This window comes from Kitasatospora sp. NPDC057965, assembly GCF_042887135.1.
Classification (GTDB): Bacteria; Actinomycetota; Actinomycetes; order Streptomycetales; family Streptomycetaceae; genus Kitasatospora.
In genome coordinates this window covers 124621-143802 of record NZ_JBHVPZ010000001.1, presented here as the reverse complement: position 1 = coordinate 143802, position 19182 = coordinate 124621, and the positions used below count along the sequence as shown (strand labels likewise).

Annotated in this window: 7 protein-coding genes and 3 pseudogenes; 8 read left to right on the top strand and 2 right to left on the bottom strand. The window is 70.1% G+C overall.

Annotation, left to right across the window (positions count from 1 at the left end; genetic code table 11):
* Window positions 1–967 precede the first annotated feature (967 nt).
* On the bottom strand, window positions 968–1165 hold the full coding sequence (locus tag ACFVVU_RS00510) for a hypothetical protein (protein WP_387787230.1): 198 nt from the start codon (window positions 1163–1165) through the stop codon (window positions 968–970).
* Window positions 1166–1287: 122 nt separating this feature from the next.
* Here ACFVVU_RS00510 and ACFVVU_RS00505 point away from each other — a divergent pair, with 122 nt between their 5' ends.
* The 4 genes and pseudogenes from ACFVVU_RS00505 to ACFVVU_RS00490 all read left to right on the top strand — a co-directional run.
* Complete coding sequence (locus tag ACFVVU_RS00505) at window positions 1288–2547, top strand: helix-turn-helix transcriptional regulator (RefSeq protein ID WP_387787227.1); 1260 nt, start codon at window positions 1288–1290, stop codon at window positions 2545–2547.
* A 28-nt stretch (window positions 2548–2575) separates the two neighbouring features.
* On the top strand, window positions 2576–3874 hold the full coding sequence (locus ACFVVU_RS00500) for a hypothetical protein (protein ID WP_387787224.1): 1299 nt from the start codon (window positions 2576–2578) through the stop codon (window positions 3872–3874).
* 476 nt (window positions 3875–4350) lie between these two features.
* Window positions 4351–7998 carry a WGR and DUF4132 domain-containing protein gene (locus ACFVVU_RS00495; protein WP_387787222.1) on the top strand — a complete coding sequence of 1216 codons (3648 nt, stop codon included), beginning with the start codon at window positions 4351–4353 and terminating at the stop codon, window positions 7996–7998.
* A gap of 47 nt (window positions 7999–8045) precedes the next feature.
* A pseudogene (locus ACFVVU_RS00490) lies at window positions 8046–8575 on the top strand (AAA family ATPase); the annotation flags it as partial.
* A 191-nt stretch (window positions 8576–8766) separates the two neighbouring features.
* Here ACFVVU_RS00490 and ACFVVU_RS00485 read toward each other — a convergent pair.
* A pseudogene (locus ACFVVU_RS00485) lies at window positions 8767–9698 on the bottom strand (IS5 family transposase).
* Window positions 9699–9779: 81 nt separating this feature from the next.
* Here ACFVVU_RS00485 and ACFVVU_RS00480 point away from each other — a divergent pair.
* From ACFVVU_RS00480 to ACFVVU_RS00465, 4 genes and pseudogenes are all read left to right on the top strand, one after another.
* Window positions 9780–10436: pseudogene (locus tag ACFVVU_RS00480) on the top strand (SDR family NAD(P)-dependent oxidoreductase); the annotation flags it as partial.
* 885 nt (window positions 10437–11321) lie between these two features.
* On the top strand, window positions 11322–11957 hold the full coding sequence (locus ACFVVU_RS00475; protein ID WP_387787220.1) for a hypothetical protein: 636 nt from the start codon (window positions 11322–11324) through the stop codon (window positions 11955–11957).
* 191 nt (window positions 11958–12148) lie between these two features.
* Window positions 12149–14377: a hypothetical protein gene (locus ACFVVU_RS00470; RefSeq protein ID WP_387787217.1), complete on the top strand. Its 2229-nt coding sequence runs from the start codon at window positions 12149–12151 to the stop codon at window positions 14375–14377.
* 433 nt (window positions 14378–14810) lie between these two features.
* Window positions 14811–19151: a hypothetical protein gene (locus ACFVVU_RS00465; protein WP_387787215.1), complete on the top strand. Its 4341-nt coding sequence runs from the start codon at window positions 14811–14813 to the stop codon at window positions 19149–19151.
* Window positions 19152–19182 lie beyond the last annotated feature (31 nt).

The following is a 19182-nucleotide window of genomic DNA, read 5'->3' as shown; positions in this document are numbered from 1 at the left end:
ACCTGGATGCTAGGCGCCCCTGGCAGTCGACATCACGGTGAGGAGCTCGGGAGGTGAAGTCACTCCTGCCCGGTCTCGGGGCCGGGCGGGTCCTTGACCTAGGCTCACCAGATTGAGAAGTACGACCATCGGCCCAACCAGGCGAGAGGGCCGCAGGGATGACGGCCCTTGATATGACCAGCGACGACCATGTGAGCCACTCGCCCGGGGCGGACGGCACGTTCGCGATCGAGCTGACAGAGCAGGGGGCATCGCCCCCCGGGGGGGGAAATCGTCGCGGCGTAACGGCCCTTGGCCAAACCCGCTGGGGCCAGGGCGATCTGCTCCGGCCCCCGCTACCTGCTGCGCACCCACCACGCTAACCACACGACGACGGTGCTGCCCAGCGTATGGTCAGAACCGCCGCAGGCCGAGCCTGACCACCGCTATGCGTCGGCCTTCACCGACCACCGGGGCTTGGGCGGACACCTTCGGTTTGCCCATCATCGGGCTTCCTTGCTCGTCCGTTCGAGATCGCGGGCCGCCCTGCGCGGGCCGCTGAACCCAGCAGACCAGCCGCCGCACTTGCGGGTTCCGGAAGGCCTCGGGGGTTCTACGTTCACGCCGGGGCTCAGCTGCACCGGGGGACAGCGCACCGCGCCAACGCGGTGCGCCCAACTCCCAACCAGTAGCGTGAGCTCATGGCGAGAACCCCGTCCAGCGCGGCCGACCGTCTGCTGCTCCAGCTCGCCGCCGAGCGCGGCGTGGAGGTGTCCGGACGCCAGAGACCCGCTGCCCAGGCGGCACCTCCAGCACCGCGACGGCGCCTGGGAGTGGGTCCGGGCGTCCACCTATCCTGACCCGTGGGCGGGCGGCGAAGTGGTGTCTACCGCCTGCTGAACGCCCCAGGGAGGCGCCTCCGGTCGCGGGGCACCGCCGTCGTTTCGGGGGTTGCGGAACATCTGGTAGTCGGACCAGTCGAGTTGTTTCAGGTGAGGAGGGCGGCGAGGGCTGCGGTCACGGTGGCGGCGAGTGTGATGATCGTGGTGAAGGCGGCGGCGGCGCGGGTGAGGGCGGCGGGATAGGTGGCACCGTCCATACGGGCGAGCTTGCCCACGCCAGCTGCAGCCAGCAGTGCGACAACGAACACGAGTGCGGTGGCCAGGATGACGACAGCGACGGTCACGGCAGACTCCTTGTAGTGGTAGGTGTGTTGCCGTGGTCGACGGTCGTGGAAACGGTGTGCGCCGGGGTATGCCGGGACGAAGATGAACACCGTCGAACACATCGGGGAACAGGGGCGAGTACGTGCACGACGAAGAGAGCGGCCGCGCTCCGGCGCTGGCCGAACTACGCAGAAGACTGACCGGCGGGATGGCGCGATCCCGGATGAACCAGACGCAACTCGCCGCACGGGCGGGACTGGGACGCACCACCGTGTCGGAAGCGCTCTCCCCCAGGAAACCGTTGCCGTCGCGAGAGACGGTGGCGGCGCTCGCCGACGCGCTGAAGCTGCCGGTACAGGAGCTGCTAGCGTTACAACAAGCTGCGGCCGACGAGGCGGGCACGGCCCCAACGGGCGGGCCAGGGAGGCCGCTCGGCCAGTGGGAGCCGCACGATCTGGAGGTGCACCCCGCCGGGCCCGGCAGGAACGGTTCGAGGTCCGACACGTCCGTAGGGCAGGTATTGCCCGGGTATGTGGCCCGCGCGCATGATGGGGTGCTCGCGGATGCGGTACGGAACGCCGCAGCCGGCCACAGCGGGCTCGTAGTGCTGGTGGGCTCCTCATCGACGGGCAAGACGCGGGCGTGCTGGGAGGCCGTGCAGCCCCTCGCCGACCGGGGGTGGCGGCTGTGGCACCCCTTCGACCCGACCCGCGCGCAGGCCGCGCTGGATGATCTGCACCGTGTCGGGCCGCGCACGGTGGTGTGGCTGAACGAGGCCCAGCATTACTTCGGCGACCGGGCGGTGGGCGAGCAGATCGCAGCGGCCATACACCGCCTGCTCGTAAGCCGGGAGCACGGGCCCGTCCTCGTGCTGGGCACCCTCTGGCCGGAGTACCACCATCAGTACATGGCTCTGCCCGCACCAGGGATGGAAGATCTACACAGTCGCGTGCGGGAAGTGCTTTCCGGCCGCACACTGAACGTCCCGGACGCCTTCGACACCCAGGCCCTGGCCGCCGCGGCCACGCTCGCCAAGAGCGGTGACCGGCTGCTGGAGGATGCCCTCACTCGCGCCCGCAGCGACGGAAGACTGACCCAGGATTTGGCCGGTGCGCCCGAACTTCTCAACCGCTACCAGCACGCCGGCCCGGCCGCCAAAGCGCTGCTGGAAGCGGCGATGGACGCGCGCCGCCTCGGCGTCGGTCTCCATCTCCCCCAAGCCTTCCTCACCGATGCCGCCCCCGACTACCTCACCGACACCGACTATGACCAGCTCACCGACGACTGGGCTGAACGGGCATTTGCCGAACTCGCCGAACCGGTCCACGGCAAACAAGCTCCCCTGCGCCGTACCACCCCCCCGAACGCCACGGCGCGCGCCCGCCCCCTCCAGCGTTGCTGACATTGCAGTCCCGCCGCCTGCGGGGCTGGTGTTCCGACTTGCCGACTACCTCGAACAACATGGCCGTACCACCCGCAGGCGGCTGTGCCCACCGGCCTCGTTCTGGCACGCCGCCTACACTCACCTCACCCACTCTGACGGCCTGCACAACCTCGCCGAGGCAGCCGAGAACCGGCACCGCCTGCAATGGGCCCACCATTTTCGCCGCCGCGCCGCCGACCACGGCGACACCAACAGCCTGTTCCGCCTGGCCGTGTTGCGGGAGCAGGCCGGCGATCTGGCGGGGGCCGAACGCCTTCTATGGGAGGCAGTCGACCATGGCGACACTGGCGCCTTGGACCGCTTGGCCGGATTGCGGGACAAGGCCGGGGACCGGGACGGCGCCGAGACCCTCGCGCGACAGGCTGCCGACCACGGCAACGTTGAGGTCCTGGGCTACCTGGCCGTGAGGCGGGAGGGGGCCGGGGACCTGGAGGGGGCTGAACGCCTTCTGTGCCAAGCCGCCGACCTCGGCTACACCTTCGCCCTGGTCCACCTGGTCGACCTGCGGGAGGAGACCGGGGACCGGGACGGCGCCGAGACCCTGGCCCAACAGGCCGCCGACCACGGCGAAACCGTTGCCCTGCGCCGCATGGCCGTGAGGCGTGAGAGGGCCGGGGACCGGGGCGAGGCCGAACGCCTTCTGCGGCAAGCCGCCGACTACGGCGACACCGACGCCCTGCGCGGCCTGGCCGTGCTGCGGGAGGGAGCCGGGGACCTGGAGGGGGCTGAACGCCTTCTGTGGCAAGCCGCCGACCTCGGCAATACCTTCGTCCTGGACCGCTTGGCCGAGCTGCGGGAGAGGGCCGGGGACCGGGACGGCGCCGAGACGCTGGCCCAACAGGCCGCCGACCACGGAAACTCCAACGTCCTGCTCCACCTGGCCAAGCTGCAAGAGCAGGCTGGGGACCGGGACGGTGCCGAACGCCTTCTGCGGCAAGCCGCCGACCTCGGCGACACCGTCGCCCTGCACCACTTGGCCGAGCTGCGGGAGAGGGCCGGGGACCGGGACGGCGCCGAGGCCCTGGCCTGGCAGGCCGCCGACCACGGAAACTCCAACGTCCTGGTCCACTTGGCCGAGCTGCGGGAGAGGGCCGGGGACCGGGACGGCGCCGAGGCCCTGGCCCGGCAGGCCGCCGACCACGGCACCTTGACCACCACATACACACTCAACAGGCTGTGGCGGTACGGCCTGGACCCAGATGGTGCGCCGACACCCCCATGGCAGCAGTCGGTGTCCGCACCGCTCGGCCAACACGGACCACCCGAAGCCCTGGCTTCCAGTTGATCCGACGTGTCGAACTGGGCTTCACCCCGAACATTGGACACTTCTGAGACGCGGATCTTCGGGTCCGCGGAGAGGATGTCCTCATGGGTACTGCGAGGCCGGTGGCGGGCATACGCTTCGTCCAGGACCGCATCGCGGCGGAGGGCGAGGAGGTCTGGTCCCTGCTCGAAGCTGGGCCCAGGTCTACGTCTGCGGCGAGGGCGCCCACATGGCCCCGACGTACGGGCCGCGTTCCGCACCCTCCACCTGAGCCACACCCCCAACGCGCGGGAGGGCGACGACGAGACGTGGCTTCAGTCATTGATCGACGCCGACCGATACGTCCAGGACGTGTACGCCGCTCGCTGAGGCACGAGGCGCCCGCGCACGGTGACTTCGACGGGGAGGTGAGTGCGGGGGCGGTCGGCCGGGGACTTGTCGGTGGGGCTCGCTAACGTTCGCCTCCTGATCATCAGTTCGAGGAGAGGGGTAGAGCTGTGCGGCGCTGGGAGTTCGTCGAGGGTGGCTCAGACAAGTTCTGGGAGGCCGCGGTCGACGGTGCCGCGGTGACCGTGCGGTACGGGCGGTCCGGTACGAAAGGGCGGGAGCAGGTCAAGGCGTTCCCGGCCGTGGATGAGGCGCAGGCACACTTCGCCAATGCGGTCGCCGAGAAGGAGCGCAAGGGCTACCGCGAGATCGGTGCGGGGGCGGGTACGGATCCGGGTGCAGCGGCGGATCCGGTGCCCGTGGCGCAGCCCGGCGTGTCCGCGCCCACGGCCGAGGCCGCCGGTCCCGAGGACGAGGACGTCTTCGTCATGCCGGACGCCTGGCGTCGGGCCCTGATCCCGCGCCGGGGCGGCATTCCCCGGAAGCCGTCCGCGCCGGGGAAGGAGCCGGTGACCTCGTACCGCGACGGGCTGCGGCAGATGGGGGACTGGCTGGAGCAGACGCTCACCTCGGAGCGCAGTGACCCGGAGCTGGTTACGGCCGCCCGCGCCCACCAGTCCGGCAGCCGGGACCCGCTCGGTGCGGCGGTGCTCGCCTCCGTGTTCTCGTACCGCAGCAACAACGGGGTCCGCGTGGCCGTGGACGCCTGGGTGGCGGAGTTCGGCCTGCCGTTCGCGGCCAGGGCCACCGTCGAGTTGTTCACGACGGCTGTCGAGACCGACTGGATCCACCAGAGGTCCGTCCACCCCCGCGTCCGGCGCGGGGCCAACCAGAGGCACGGCGGGTACCGTCCCGCCGCGGACAGGGTCCGGTCGCTGCTGGCGGACTGCGACGAGGAGACCCACCGCGCGGCGGTCGAGGCCCTGGCGGGTTGCCGCAACAACCTGACCCGCCTGGTGGTGGCGGCGTACCTGGTGCCGTCCGAGACCGCCTGGGTCGAGGAGTGCGTCGCGTCGGGCTCCCGTCTGGCCGCCGTCGAGTGGTCGATGTTGCTGTGCTCGCTCTCCTCGGCGGAACCGTTGGAGAAGCTCCCCCCGCTGCCGAGTCTGGGCTATGACGGTTGGTCCACCGAGATCATCGCGACCGTGGCGGAGGGCCTCGGCGGCGACGCGGCACCGGTGATGCTGCACGACCTGACCACCAGCTACCACCACAAGGACGGCAAGAAGCGGATCCTGGACGCGCTCGCCGAGCTCCCCTCCGACGAGGGCTTCCGGGGGCTGCTGGCCCAGCAGGACGGCATCAAGTCCACCCGCGCCGCCCTCATGGCCGGTCTCCGCCGCTTCCCCCGGCGTGCCCTGCGCCGGCTCGCCGAGGCCGCGGCGGCCTCCACCGACCCGGCCGCGCAGCAGCAGCTCGCCCGGCAGCTCCTCGCCGGCCACGTCGCCGTCCACCGCGCGACCGCGCTCGAACTGCTGCCGGAGCTGACGCCGGAGCAGGCAACCCTGGTCGAGCCGCTCACCGACCTCGGCGAGCGGGTGCCGGAGGTCGGCCCCGACTCGCTGCCGGAGCTGTTCACCAGCCCGCCGTGGACGCGGCCGCGCTCCGCCGGCAAGCCCCGCGTGCTGACCGGCCTCAGCGCGCCTCGGGAACCGCAGATGCGGTGGCTGCCGGGTGAGCGCGAGGCGTGGGCGGCGACCTCCGAGTCCTGGTACACGAGCTGGTCGGACGATGACTGGCAAAGGGTCGCGGCCACGATCCGGGCCAGGATCGGGCAACCCGAGGACGCGCGGCTGCGCGGCGGACAGCACACCGAGCTCGCGCTGTTCGCGTACGGCGACGAGAAGTTGGCCCGGCCCCTGCTCGCGCAGTGGCGCGCCGGTGAGCGCATCTGGCACTCCGGGGACTCCCTGCGCCGAGTCGCCGCCCGCTTCGGGACGGACGCCGTCGAACCGATCCGGGCCGCCGCGCTGGGGAACCCGGCCACGCACGCGCCCCTACTGCTTCCGTACCTGGACATCCGGGTGGCCGAGACCATGGCGGACTGGCTGGTGCGCCTCAAGTCGGCCGGGAGCACCGCGCGTTCCTGGTTCACCCGGCACGGCGTGGACGCGGCCCGACTGCTGGTGCCCGCCGCGCTCGGGAAGACCGGGCCGGCCCGGCACGGCGCCGAGCAGGCCCTGCGGGTGATCGCCGAGGCGCACGGCGCGGCGGCCGTGCGCACGGTGGCCGGCGCGTACGGGCCGAAGGCGGAGGAGGCCGTGGGCGCACTGCTTTCGGCCGACCCGCTGGTAACCGCGCTCCCGGCGAAGCTGCCCCCGCCCTGCGACTGGACGGAGCCGGTGATGCTGCCGCAGCTGCTGCTGCGCGGCGGCGAGGGCGCCCTGCCCGCCGAGGCCGTACGGCACGTGCTCACCATGCTCGCGCTGTCCGCGCCCGGGGCGTTCTACCCGGGCCTCGACCAGGTGGTCTGGCTGTGCGAGCCGCGGTCGTTGGCGGAATTCTGCTGGGCGGTGTTCGAGCAGTGGCGGCTGGCCGGCATGCCCGCCCAGGACAGCTGGGCGCTTCACGTACTCGGCCGGTTCGGTGACGACGATACGGTCCGCCGGCTGACGCCGGTGCTCCGCGCCTGGCCGGGCGAGGGGGCCCACCACCGTGCGGTGGACGGCCTGGAGGTGCTGGCCGCCATCGGCACCGACGTGGCCCTGCTGCACCTGCACGGCATCGCACAGCGGGTGAAGTTCAAGGCGCTCAAGACCCGGGCCCAGGAGAAGATCGCCGAGGTGGCGGCCGGGCTCGGCCTGTCCGGGGAGCAGCTGTCCGACCGTCTGGTGCCGGACTTCGGGCTGGACGCCGACGGGACCACCGTCATCGACTACGGCACCCGGACGTTCACGGTCGGCTTCGACGAGCAGCTCAAGCCGTACGTGCTGGACGCGGCCGGCGCCCGCCGCAAGGACCTGCCCGCTCCGGGGGCGGGGGACGACGCCGAGCTGGCGCCCGCCGAGCGCAAGCGCTTCGCCGCGCTGAAGAAGGACGTCCGCACGATGGCGGCGGACCAGATCCGCCGCCTGGAAGAGGCGATGGTCACCCAGCGCTCATGGACGGCGCAGGAGTTCGACCAGCTCTTCGTCGGGCATCCGCTGCTGTGGCACCTGGTGCGCCGCCTGGTGTGGCTGTCCGATACGGACGGCACGGTGACGGCGTTCCGCGTCGCCGAGGACCGCACCCTGGCGGACGTCCGGGACGAGGCGTTCGCGCTGCCGGTCACGGCCTCCGTCCGGCTGGCGCATCCGCTCTTGCTCGGCGACGGCCTCGCCGACTGGTCGGAGCTGTTCGCTGACCACGAGATCCTGCAGCCGTTTTGTCAGCTCGACCGCCCGGTGTACGCGCTGACCGAGGAGGAACGGGCCGGCCACCGCCTCACCCGCTTCGAGAACGGTCCGGTGCTGCCCACCACCCGGCTGGTCGGAATGGAACGGCGCGGCTGGCGGCGCGGCGAACCCCAGGACAACGGCGTCGAGCAGTGGCTGTCCCGCTGGGTCGGGTCCGACCTCTACGTGGTGATCGCTCCGGAGGAGGGCATCGCCGTCGGCATGTTCGACTCGTACCCCGAGCAGCGGGTGGAAACGGTTTGGCTCGACAGGCGCCCGGGCGACTACTGGACCCACAACCGCACCTTCCCGACCTTTGCCGAGCTCGACCCGGTGATCGCCTCCGAGGTGATCGCCGACCTCACCGAGCTGACCACGCCGTGACACTCCGCCACCTAACCGACGACCACCCGGGAAAGGCCGCCGTGACCATGACCACCACCGAGGAGGAGCTCCAGCGCCCGCCTGCCGAGGTCCGGTACGCCGAGGAGCTGGCCGCGCTGCACGCCGAGGACCGCGACCACCGCCCGCCGGGCTGGGAGCTGAGCCTGCGCGCGGCCCGCCGGTTCATCGTCGGCGACGAGACGGCCGGCATCGCCCGCAAGTTCGTCGGCGACCCGGCCCTGGTCGAGCGCGCGCTGGTGACCCTGGCCACCAACCGCGGCCTGCTGCTGGTCGGTGAGCCGGGCACCGCGAAGTCCCTGCTGTCGGAGCCGATCGCGGCAGCCGTCAGCGGCACGTCCCGGCTGACCGTGCAGGGCGGCGCGGCGACCACCGAGGACCAGATCAAGTACTCGTGGAACTACGCCCTGCTCGTCTCGGAGGGCCCCTCCACCCGTTCGCTGGTGCCCGCGCCGATGCTGCGCGGCATGGCCGAGGCCCGCCGGTCAGGTTCGAGGAGATCACCCGCTGCCCGCTGGACGTGCAGGACTCGCTGCTATCCCTGCTCTCCGAGCGGGTGGACGACCGGGCCACGGCGGCCGAGATCCTGTCCGGGGTCGACCTGACCTGCAAGCGCATGATCGTGACTGGCGGGGGCCTCGGGGATCGGGACCGAGACCGTACGCGCCCTTGCAGGGGCCGGCGCCCAGGTCGTCGTCGCAATCAGGAACCCGGCCGCCCCCGAGCCCATCCTCGGGACTGTCCGGTCGATCACGTGCGAAGCCAGATGACGAGGGCGGCTGCGGTTACCGTGCCGAGGTAGACGTAGCCGCGTTTGTCGTAGCGTGTGGCCACCGCTCTGGCGTGTTTGAGCTTGTTGATGGCCCGTTCGACGGTGTTGCGTTTCCTCTACCGCTCCTCGTCGAAGCCCGGTGGCCGTCCGCCGCGTGAGCCCTTGCGCAGGCGGGCGGCCCGGCTGTCGGTCTTCTCCGGGATCGTGTGCGGGATGCCGCGCCTGCGCAGGTAGGTGCGGCACGGGCCGTTGCTGTAGGCCTTGTCGGCGGCCAGGCTGTCTGGGGTCTTGCGGGGCCTGCCCGGGCCGGTCCGTGGGACGCGGATCTTCTCCAGGACGGGCTCGAACTGCGTGCAGTCCGCCCGCTGCCCCGGCGTGACGATCAGGGACAGCGGGCGGCAGCGGCCGTCCGCGCTCAGGTGGACCTTGCTGGTGAACCCGCCCCGCGAGCGGCCCAGGCCCTCGCCTCCAGCACCACCTCCACCAGGCGGGCGACGAGGCTCTGCCACGGCGTCTCGTCCTGGTGTTCCCCTGGCCCAGCCCCCTTTGAGGCCAGGGCCGGCGGCGGATCCGTGCGGGCACCGGCCGCGTGCTGGTGGGCCCGCACGATCGTGGAGTCGACGGAGACGTCCCAGTCGATGTCGCCGGCCGCGTCGGCTTCGGCCTGGACCTGCTGGAGCAGCCGTTCCCAGGTCCCGTCGGCCGACCACAGCCGGTGCCGCTCGTAGACGGTCTTCCAGGGCCCGAACCGCTCGGGCAGATCGCGCCAGTGCACACCGGTCCGCACCCGGTGCAGAATCCCGTCGATCACCTGCCGATGGTCACGCCACCGGCCACAACGCCTGTTGCTGACCGGCAGGAACGGCCGCAGCCGTTCCCACTCGGCATCTGTCAGATCTCCCCGCCCCATGCCCGGACCAACGAGCAAGTCAGGCGATAGTCATATGATCGGGCGGACAAGTCCCTCAGGGAGTTCCCCACCGCCGAGGCCGCCGCGCTTGACCTCGCCGACCTGCGATCCGTCCGGGCCTTCTGCGACTACTGGAGCGGCCCCGTCGCCGCAGTCGTCGCCAACGCGGGCGTGATGGCGCTACCGGAGCGGCAGGTCAGCGCGCAGGGTTGGGAGGTGCAGCTGGCGATCAACTACCTCGGCCACTTCGCGCTGGTCCACGGACTTCACGACACCCTCCGGGCCGCCGAGGAGCCGCGCGTCGTAGTCGTCAGTTCCGGGGCGCAGCGCCTGTACGGCTTCGACTTCGACGACCCGCAGTTCGAGCGCCGCCCGTACGACCCCATGGCCGCCTACGCGCAGTCGAAAACGGCCGACGTCCTGCTCGCCGTCGGGATCAGCCGCCGCTGGACGGGGGACGGCATCGTCGCCAACTCCTGTGAGCGCGGCTGGATCCACACCAACCTAACGCGCCACCTCAGCCGGGCCACCATGCAGGCGGTCGGCGCCATGGACGAGGAGGGAAACCTGCTGACTCCCGACTACTACAAGACTCCCGCACAGGGGGCGGCCACCAGCGTCCTGCTGGCCACCTCACCGCTCGTGGCCGGTGTCACGGGCCGCCACTTCGAGGACAACCACGAGGCCGAAGTCATGGACGGAGGACCCGAGTTCATCATGTCGGACATCGAGCGGTAGTCGATCGACCCGGTCGCTGCGGACAGGCTGTGGGACTACGCGCACGGCCAGTTCGCATAGTACTCCGCTCCCCCGACGCGCAGAACGCCGCTGGTCACCGGTCGTCCCGGCCAGCGGCGTTTCGTGCGTCGTCGGGCTCGTCCTTGCTCAGCCACCGGGGGTGGTTGCGATCGGCCCACTCGCGGCCCACGCACCTGGTCCGCATGCCGCGGCGCGCCTCGGGATCCCGGTACGCCTTGCGGATGTGCCCCGCCAGCACCGCGGCGACGGCCGGCCTCGTGCGCCCCCAGGAGTTCTGCGGAGCCGCGCAGGAACAGGACCGGGTTGCGCAGAGACCGTCACCGCGATCGTCGGCGGCAGCACCTTCGACGCCTACTCAGGCTCGGCTGCCCCGCGCCAACCGATCGGCGGTGTACTCCTCCCCGCGCGCCGCACGGCTGGCGCGACCGACCTGGAGTTCGCCGCCGCTTCCTCACACCGGTGCGAGCAGGCCACTGTCGTTCACGTGGAAAGGTGGACCATGTGACTCAAGTCTTCCTATAAATAGTTGAATTGACCGCGTGAAGGCAGTGGATCTAGCCTGGGCCTGTACGAGCCCTCCACGACCTAGTGACCGGCATTCGGCAGACGGCCGAACGCTACCCGGAAACTCTGACTGGCGGACCTCACAGACTCGTTGAGTCTCAGCAGGCCGTCGAGACAGGGCCCGGGAAGCCTGGTGGTGGGGAGACGCAGCACGTATCGCCCGAATCCGTGTCTCCGACCGTGTCTCAGCCCGGTTGGTCGATCAGTTCGAAGCGGTGCAGCCGCAGATCGTCCTGATCATGGCCGGATTCGAGCGAAAGGCCAGGAACCACCATCAACGCCCATCAGTCGGTCGACCGTTTGTGGTACGTCGACGATTCCGGGATCCCCAAGACTGGCCTCGCGCTCTACACCGCGATCGGGTCTTCCCCCGTACTGGCCCCTGAAGTCTTAGCCAACTGGCAGAACATGCGCCACCGGTGGATCCACGAGCACAGCGTGCCAGTCGGTTTCGAGCTGCACGCGACCGACTTCCTCGGAGGGCGTGGCCGTCCGGGCGGGTTGAATCCCCGCAAGATCGAGCGGTACCGCATGGCCCAGGAGGCCCTCTCCGTGATCGGCTCCTGGCCCTCACTCGACATCGTGACGGTCTACGCCGAAGAGCCCTCGCACTGGGGGACGGCGAAGCGGCGGGCTTACGAGGGGCTGCTCCGTCGCCTGGACCGGCGGCTGGCCGAGATCGGTGAACCTGCTGGGCTGATCGTCGACGGGGACGGGACCGAGGGGCTCTACGAAGAGGTCCACCGGCTGGTGAACCCCCGATGGATCCCACTGCCGGCCGCGCAGGCTCCGGCCGACACCTCGGAGTGGCTCCAGATGGCGGACCTGGTGGCACACGCCGCGTGCCAGTCGATCGCCAGGCAGGAGGCGAAGCGGATGATGTGGGGCTGGTTCGGCCGGTACCTGCCGAAGGCCCCGGCTCCGGAACGGAGTTGACCGAGGGATCGGACAGGGCGGCGGTATGACGAGACCCCGGCCGTCGGCCGGGGTCCGTGAAAGCAGACCTGGCACGCGCACGGGGCGCGAGCCCTGACTGCGTTCCCCAGTCTAACTGCCGAGGCAGTGGCCAGCCAGTGGAGCAATCGAGGGAAATCAACCAACTTTGACAGTCTCCTGAAAGGAAGAACATGTCTGACGCCAGCGAATCACAGGTCATCGACGAGGAAGATGGCGACCACGGATCCAGTGTCGTGACACCGGCGAGCGACCCCGAGAGCATCTCGTTCCGCTTCGCGGGGGAGGAGTTCACGGTCTCAGGATTCGAGCGGACCCTGCCGACTCCCACCACCGCGGGTGATCGTTCCGCACTGGTTCGAGCGGGTCTGGCAGCCGAGGGCGCTTCACTGGACGAGGACGGGTGGCACGTCGTGGCTCGTGCCGTCGTCTCCCCCGACGCGGCGGCAGCCCAACTGCGCTCCTCCAAGGGGCAGGCGCCCGCATTGATCGAAGAACACGTGGAGGGGGCAACGCTCCGCTCGCTCCACACCAGGGTATGGCTGACCGAACTGTTCCCGGGGCACCAGCCGCGGACCAGCCAGGGAGCACTGCCCGTGAACGATCCGGAGGTCCACGGCGATGTGGACGAGGGCGGACGTCCGTACGCCCGTGTCGTCTACCGCTACCGCGACCGCGATCATCTGCGGGACCACCTGACGCAGACCATCGAGCAGACTCGACACGCCAATCCGAATCCCTATGACCGGTCGATCCTGGCCCGGCGGATCACCCGTGCCGTCATCGCGCACCCGTGCCGGCTCGAGTTCGCCGACGGCAGCGAACACATCGACGTCCTCGCCGTGCGCGACGGCATCACGCGTCTGACCAGTGCCTGGGCACTGCTCACCGAAGGGGAAGCACCGTACGCCGACGACATCGCCGCGACGGCTCTCAAGGTGCTGACCGCCGAGAAGCCCCAGCGGCGCGGTGCCAGCGAGAAGGCGCTCAGCCAGCGCATGGCGCTCGGCCGGCAGGAGGCACTCGTCGGCTTCCTCGCCGAATTCCAGCGCGGAGTGAACGAGGCGCAGCCGACGGACCGCGCGGTGCGCCTTGGCCAGACCCTTGTCCTGCCGGCCCAGGTCACGGTCGGCGTCCACCGGCACAGCTCGGCCGGGCTCTCCGCGGAGGAGGTCCTCGACGACGCGATCCGCTCCATCCTCGCCTCGATCCACGTCGAGTTCCGGCATTGGGACGCGGCAGCGCAGAACGTCGAGGTCGGTACCCGGGCGATCAGCCGCATCCGCCTTCCCGGGCTGCCGCAGCACAATCTCCTGGAGGAGATCACCGGGCTCGCGATCGGTCGCCGGAAGCCGGCGGAACTACCCGCCGTGTTCCAGAACAACCGCATTCCGGGCACAGCACTCTGGCGGGCCGTCTACCTGGTGAACTTCCTCACCCGGCCCGAGATCTTCGAGCAGGTCAAGCGGTTCGCCAAGGACATCAAGGGCACCAGCAAGATGAGGACGGCCGGGTACGCGGAACTCCTCGGGCCGGTCATCGACCTGCCCTGGCGCGGGTACAAGGCGGGATCGCTCCAACAAGCGCGGAACGCCTGGGCGAACGGCGGCGTGCTCACCAAGGGCGTCATGGGGAACTGGCAGCCGGTTCCCACGGCGGACTTCGCCGAACTCGTCCAACCCGCGTTGAACGGCAACGAGAGTGCGCGGCAGACCCTCGCGGTGGCCGGAGGGGTCGCGCTCATCACGGACAAGCTCATCACGCGCAACGTCGGGTCGGCGGTGGGTCGGACGGTCCCGTTCCGCGCCAACGCGGACCAGATCATCGCCGGGCTCACGGAGTCCGAGGAGGGGTTGTGGACCCTGGCCTTCGCCGCCAAGGCCTTCGACCCGGAGCGGGAGTGCCTCAACGCCTTCACCGACACGCAGCTCCTCGGACGCAACACGGCCACGATGTACTCCGTCCCGGCGGTCGACCTCACGGCTGAGGACAAGATCCGCAAGGACGCGGGGGGTGTGGCCCCCGAAGCACTCAGCCAGTGGAGCATCGTGGTGCTCTCCGACCCGGGGAAGGCTCGCGAGGTCGAGGACGAGCAGAACTCGGAGAAGGAGAAGGCCAGCGCCGATAAGTCCATCCACGCCCAGTTGGCGGCCGAGCGGCGAGCCCTGCGCCGTGCCGTGAACGACGCGCGGCAGGCCGTGAAGCGGCTGATGGCCCTCGCGGAAGCTCCTGAGGCACGGGCCACCACCTCGCACCCGTTCGGATCGGCCGAGGAGCAGAACCGCATCATCGACGAGGTGCGCAAGTTGGGTGGCGACATCCTCGTGAACTCCCCGGCCGTGGATCGTCGAGATGACGAGGAGCACGAGGACGACGACGAGGAGTACGAGGACGTCGAGTAGCCGGGCCCCGTCGGGACGGGTGGGGTGGGGGTGAAATTGACGGGGTGGAGTGAGGGGTAGGCCGATAGGTGGGGCGGACGGAAATTCGTGTTGCTTCTGATGAGGACTGGCCGGGCATCTATTCGTTCCACTCCGTGATCACGGCCGAGGGGCGGACGTACGCGTTTCCCGAGGGGCAGGGGTTAGAGGAGGCGCGGCCGTCGTGGACGGGAGGATCGTGGGCTCGGCGAGTATGGAGCTGAACAAGCCGGGGCACTGGGTCGCCGCGATCCGTCGAGTCGCGGATCATCTTGTCCGCCTGGCGACCGACCGGACCGGCATGGGCCGTGGGAAAGCGATCCATCTCGTTACCGCTGCGGCCATGCAGTCGGACCTGGGTCGGACGTGGGCCTTGCAAAGCGCCTGGTAGCTATGACGAGAGAAGGGTTGAGCGTTGGGGTCTTCCGGCAAGGCAAGGGTGTCGGGCAAGGGTGCGGGGCAGGCGAAGCGCAAACAGCCGAAGCCACTCGCCACCGATCTTGACGAGCTGTTCGCTCAACTGCGTTCGGGGGCGGCGAACGTGGCTGGTGTCACCTACCAGGTAGCCTCGTCGGCCATGCTGCTGGTGGCCGGCCGGACGGGTACGGTTCCCGGGCTGCCGGTGACGGCGGTGATCCCGGAGAGCCTGGAGGACATCGACTGTCAACTTGTCGATGGTTCGAGGCTGCTGGTGCAGAGCAAGGAATGGGGGCCGGGTGCCGCGAAGATCGCGGCGGCAGAGCTCGCGGGGATCCTGGCCCACGCTGCGTTGGGCGTCGAACTCAGCGATGAGGCGGCGAAGGCCGGTCCCGGCGCGACGGGGCCGAGCACTCGTCTGGCAGTGGTCACGAACGGCTCCTTCGGCAGTTCCCTTCCGCTCACCGGGTGGACGCAGACCCTGGATGCCGCCCTTTCTGCGCTGCCGACCGGTGCCGCGGTCCGACAGACGTTGCTGACGGCCTTGAAGGCTCAGTTGAAGGGAGCTGGCCTGGACGAGGGGCTCGCGCCGATGGTGGTGGCGCGCACGCACCTTGTCCATCAGGATGCTCCGGGGCAGGCCGCCGTCACACATCTGCTGGCCGGCCTCGGCTTGCATCCGACATTGGCCGTGAGGCTACGGCGGGAATTGCAGGACGACCTGGAGCAGGTCGCGGCCCTGCAGCGCCAGGCTAGCCGGGCCACCGTCGGCGTCCGCACGATCGCCGACCTCGATGCCATGGCCGCCCGGCTGGCCCGAGAGGTGAGCGTCGACGCCCTCGAGGAGGCCGTCAAGGCCGGGGTCTGCGAACCCGTGGACTTCCTGGCCCCATCGCCGCAGGACGCCCGCGGGTTCTACGAGGGTGTCAGCGTGCTCCCCAGCCACATCGCAGCAGGGCTGGACGTTGTGCGGCCCGAGGAGTCTCAAGCGGTCCTGGACGCTCTGGGAAGCCGCGGGCAGGTGGTCATCGCCGGTCCCAGCGGCAGTGGAAAGTCGGCCCTGCTGTGGCGATGTGCACGCCTGATCGAGGCCGGACCGCAGTTGCTGCGTGTCTTGCGGGTGGAGACATCGTCGGACGCGGAGTTGTTGTTCCGGCATGTCCAGCGTGCCCAACCCACAGAGCAGAACCGAGTAGTGGTCTGCATCGACGACCTGGGCCGTGCCAGGACCGGTGCGTGGGCCGAGGCCCGCGACAGATTGCTGGGGCTTCCGGGGGTGCAGATCATGGCGGCGGCCCGGCAGGAGGACCTCACAGCTTCACTGTCGCGCGGGGCCGTGATCGTGGACGCACGGTTGACACCGAGTGCGGCCGCGGAGGTGCATCAAGCGGTGTGCGCCTCCGGGGTAACGGTGGAGATGGAACGGGAGGAGGCCGTCGCACGGGCGGGTGGACTCTTGATGGAGTTCCTGGCATTGGTGACCACTGGGCGTCGGCTGCGGGAGGTTCTGGCCGAGCAGGTGGACCGGTTGAACGAGGAGCAGCGCCAGGTCGACCGGGAATTGCTGCGCCTGGTCTGCGCCACACATGCCCTGGGTTTCGAGACGATCTCCGACACCGTGCCGACCGCCTTGGGACGGTCTGCCGGTGAAGTAGAGAATGCCCTGCGACGCCTGCTGGGCGAACACATGATCACCCACGTCGGAGTCGGTGGTCTGCGAGGGCTGCATGATTTGCGGACTGAGGTGCTGCTGGAGTTGCTGCACGAGCAGGGACATCCCGCGCTCGGAGCGACGCTCGCTGCGGCCGTGATGGCGCTCGGACCGGCAGCCCGTCCACTGGCACTTCGGCGTGCGGCGATGCGCATTGCGAAGTCGTGTGGCCCGGTCGTAAACCCGTTGAGCGCGGACGAGCGGCTGACGCAGCTCCATTACGCGCTGCGACCGCTGACGGAATACATCGGCGAGCAATTGCGAGGTCTCTCCGGGCAGGCACCGGTCGACGGAGCAGCGGCACGGGCGGCCGCGCTGTTGGAGGTCGCCGACGGGATCGACACCCTCGCGCACGTGTACGCGTGCTTGCCCGTCGCCGACGCAGTCCGTCCCGCGCAGGTCGACAGGGTGGAACTGTTGCGGTTGGCCTGGCTTGCCACCGACGGGATGGACATCAGCGACCTGCCGGGACCGAACATCCTGGATGTGCTCGTGCCGCTGCTACCCGCACGCAAGCCTCAGGCCGAGCCGGCCGCGGGGCGGGCCCTCGGGGCGGACGGGCTGATGAGGCTGCTGTGTGGTGCCCCGATCAAGGCCGCGGTCCGGCTGGCAGAGGCAGCCGAGACACTGATCTGCCTCAGCGGCGACCAGGCCAGCGCGGCGTATCGGGATCGGATTCCCGCCCTCCCCAGTCCACCTGGGAGTGATCCCGGCGTCGCGGCGGACCTACGCGCGCAGTTCACCGCCTCGCTGGCCGTACTGGCCGACCTACGGGGGCCCGCGGTCGCGGAGATCTTCGGTGACGTGGAGGCTCGGGCGGCCGACGCCGTTGCGAGCAACCTCCTGGGTCACAGCGTCGAGGTCTCCTTCACTTCGGTACGGCAGTTGCGTGCCAGGGGTGGGAGCAGCCTGGCACGAGACTGGACGTACTCCCCTGACCAGGCCTGCACGGCACGGGTGATCTCCTACTCCCTCATGGGCGACGAACCCTCACCGAAGTCGGCGTACATGCCCGAACCAGGGGCTGATCCACGGTCGGAGAACTCCCAGATCGTGCTCCTGATGCGGCGAGTATTCGATGCCTGCCCTGAGATCGACGTCATCCACGCGGAACTCTGGCACGCCAACGGACGGCCCATGATGATCGAGCAGATGACCGATGGGGTCAAGAACATCCTTGCTGGCGTGCTGCGGCGCGGACCCCAAGTTGCCTCGCACGTCGCCCTGCACGCCATGGCGGTGGAAGCCGAAGGCACCGGGAGCTGGACCCGGCGCTGCCGGGCCCAGGCCGAGTTGAGCCGGGACCTACTGAAACTGCTCGACAAACTCCCTTCCCGACTGCGGCCACGCGACACCGTGCCGGCCCGGCAGATGTGGATGGCCCAGGTACAGCGCGCACACGAGGCCGCTACCGCCCTGCCCCCGCAGCCCAGCGACCTGGCCACGCCGCTCTCCCCTGCCGAGGCCGAGTCCCTCACCTACACCGCCGCGGGCGAGGACCACGCGGTGCTCGACACGGCACGTCAGGACTTGGCCAAGAAAGGTTTGGAGAGACTGGCGTCCTGCCTCAACCAGGTCGCACACTCGCCCGGCAACCCCCATGGGCTGCGCGGCGCCGGCGCCAGGCTGTCCGACACGGTCGCGGACCTGGAGGGCGCGATCACGCAGGGTGCACCGGTGTACGCCGGTATCGGGGACACGCTGCCCGCGGAACTGGTCACCGCAGTCAGGCGTGCTGCGCGACTGCTGTCCGCCGTCGACGAACCACCAGTGTCCGCTGCGCTGGGCCGGGGCTCGTCCGATCACGCGAGGCTCGACGCCGCAGTCGACGCAGCCCTCCGGAACGTGTTGGACCGCGCGCTGCAGGCCGCGACCCAGGTGCTGGGCGATGCCGGTGTGGCCCCGGCAGCTACCGGCTTCGCCGACGACTCTGCGCCGCTCGCCGCGTGGCTGGACCGTCAGGTCGCGATCACGGTCCCGTTCGAGCAGTGGATGGTCGCCTGCGAGGCGCTTCGCGGGTGGACGGACGAGCAGCGCCGGGAGGCCGACCTACGCTGCCGGGTCGCCCTCGTCCCCGTCGAGGACGGCGAAGCCCTTCCGGTCGGCATCCACGCCTCCCCGTTCGGGCGGGCACTGCCCCTGCTCCCCGATAGTCTTCCCCGACTGCTCGACGCTCTGGGCCTGCCGTTGCGTGGCCGGGCGACCCAAGCAGCGCTGGAGGAACCCGCGAAGGCACTGCACGCATATTCCTACGATCTGGTACGCCGGGCCCACCGCCCGCCAGACTGGGCCCAGAACCCAGACCGACCCCAAGCCCCGGACCACGTCGCCAAGGCAGTGGCCCATGGCCAAGTAGCCGTCCTCGCCCACCAGGACCATCCCGAACAGCTAACCCCCAACGAGCAGGCCCACCTCATCGCAGTCCAGACCCTGCTCGAGGTGTGCACCCTGGTCGCCGACGAAGACGGACAAGGCTCGGGCCTGGCCGTCGGCTTCGCCGACCTCGACACCGCCAAACTCCAGATCCCTCCGGAGTGTCACGCCGCCGCAAAACTCAACTTCGCCATCACTGCAGCCATCGAAGCCGATAAAGCCCAGCCGCTGGCCCCACTAGCGACCAACCCATGAGCATGGCTGTGGGGCTTCCAGGCGCGATCAC

Bases quoted from the DNA above. Each gene is read 5' to 3' on its own strand.
- ACFVVU_RS00470 (WP_387787217.1), top strand. From the start codon at position 12,149: ATGTCTGACGCCAGCGAATCACAGGTCATCGACGAGGAAGATGGCGAC.